This window comes from Streptomyces phytophilus, assembly GCF_013870535.1.
Taxonomy (GTDB): domain Bacteria; phylum Actinomycetota; class Actinomycetes; order Streptomycetales; family Streptomycetaceae; genus Streptomyces; species Streptomyces phytophilus.
This window is the reverse complement of the sequence record NZ_JACBXC010001355.1, coordinates 1-1,565: the sequence shown is the minus strand read 5'-3', so window position 1 is coordinate 1,565 and position 1,565 is coordinate 1. Positions and strand designations below refer to the sequence as shown.

The following is a 1,565-nucleotide window of genomic DNA, read 5'->3' as shown; positions in this document are numbered from 1 at the left end:
GTGGCGCGCTCGTACGCGTACGCCAGCCGCAGCAGCACCGGTTCGCTCCACGCCGTCCCCATGAACGTCAGCCCGACCGGCAGCCCGAACGCGAACCCCGCCGGCACGCTCACCGCCGGATACCCGGCGAGCGCGGCCGGGGTCGAGGAGCCGCCGCCGTAGGCGTCGCCGCGGATCAGGTCGATCTTGGCCGGCGGCCCGCTGGTCGGCATGACGAGCGCGTCGAGGCGGTGCTCGCGCAGCACCGCGTCGATCCCCTCCGTGCGCGACAGGCGGTGGTTGACCGCCAGCGCCTCCCGGTATTCGTCCTCGCCGAACTCCAGCCGGTGCACGGTCTCCAGCCCGTCCTGCCGGACGTACCGCAGCTCGCGGTCGGCGTGCGCGCGGTTGAACTCGATCAGCTCGGCGAGGCTGCGCGGGTGGTCGCCCGGCGCACCGGCCAGGTAGGCGTTGATCCCGCGCTTGACCTCGTAGACCTGGACGACGACCTGGCCGGGCAGGTCGTCGAGCTGCCCCGCGGTGGGGATGCCGGCCGGGTCGACGACCGTGGCGCCCGCGGCGCGCAGCGCGTCGATCGCCTCCTCCGCGATCTCGTCGGCGTGGTGGCTGTAGCCGAAGTAGACGTCGCGCGGCACCCCGATCCGCGCGCCGCGCAGCCCGTCGGGGTCGAGGAAGCGGGTGTAGTCGCGGTGCCGGTGGCCGCGGCCCGCCTCGGTCGCGGGGTCGCGCGGGTCGACGCCGACGAGGGTGCCGAGCAGGACCGCGGCGTCCCGTACGGTGCGGGCCATCGGGCCGACGCTGTCCTGGCTCGGCACCCCGGGGATCATCCCGCCGCGGCCGACGAGCCCGACGGTCGGCTTGACGCCGACGAGGCAGTTGGCCGAGGACGGGTCGAGGATCGAGCCGTTCGTCTCGGTGCCGATGCCGGCGACGCACAGGTTCGCGGCGACGGCGGCGCCCGTGCCGGAGCTGGACTCGTGGGGCGAGCGGTCCAGCTTGTACGGGTTGGCGGTCTGCCCGCCGCGGGCGCTCCAACCGGCGTGGTGGGTCAGCGACATGCCGCCGGCCCACTCGCTGAGGTTGGTCTTGCCCAGGATGACGGCGCCGGCGGCGCGCAGCCGGGCGGCGACGGTGGAGTCCGCCCGGACCCGCATGCCCTCCAGGGCGTACGAGCCGGCGGTGGTGTGCATCCGGTCGGCGGTCTCGAACATGTCCTTGAGCAGCACGGGCATGCCGTGCATCGGGCCGCGGGGCCGCCGCTCGGCGTCCAGCTTCCGCGCCTCGCGCAGCGCGTCGGGGTTGACCTCGATGACCGAGCGGAGGAGCGGGTCGATGCGCTCGATCCGCTCCAGGTAGTGGCGGGTGAGGCGGACGGCGTCGAGCCGCCCCGCGGCCATGCGGCGGCGCAGTTCCGCGATGTCGAACTCGTCGAACTCGTCGGGTGCGGCCGGGATTCGGGTCCGGGCCGCCTTCGCGTGGGCCGGGGCGGAGGCCAGCACGGGCGCGGCGGCAGCGGCGGATCCGGCGGCGAGCAGGGAGCGGCGCGAGGGGCGCGGCGCGGGAGT

At 75.5% G+C, this 1,565-nt stretch carries 1 protein-coding gene; it reads right to left on the bottom strand.

Going from position 1 to position 1,565, the window contains the following annotated elements:
• The coding region (locus H5J30_RS32325; RefSeq protein WP_258563639.1) for an amidase at nt 1-1,565 on the bottom strand (1,565 nt) is incomplete at both ends.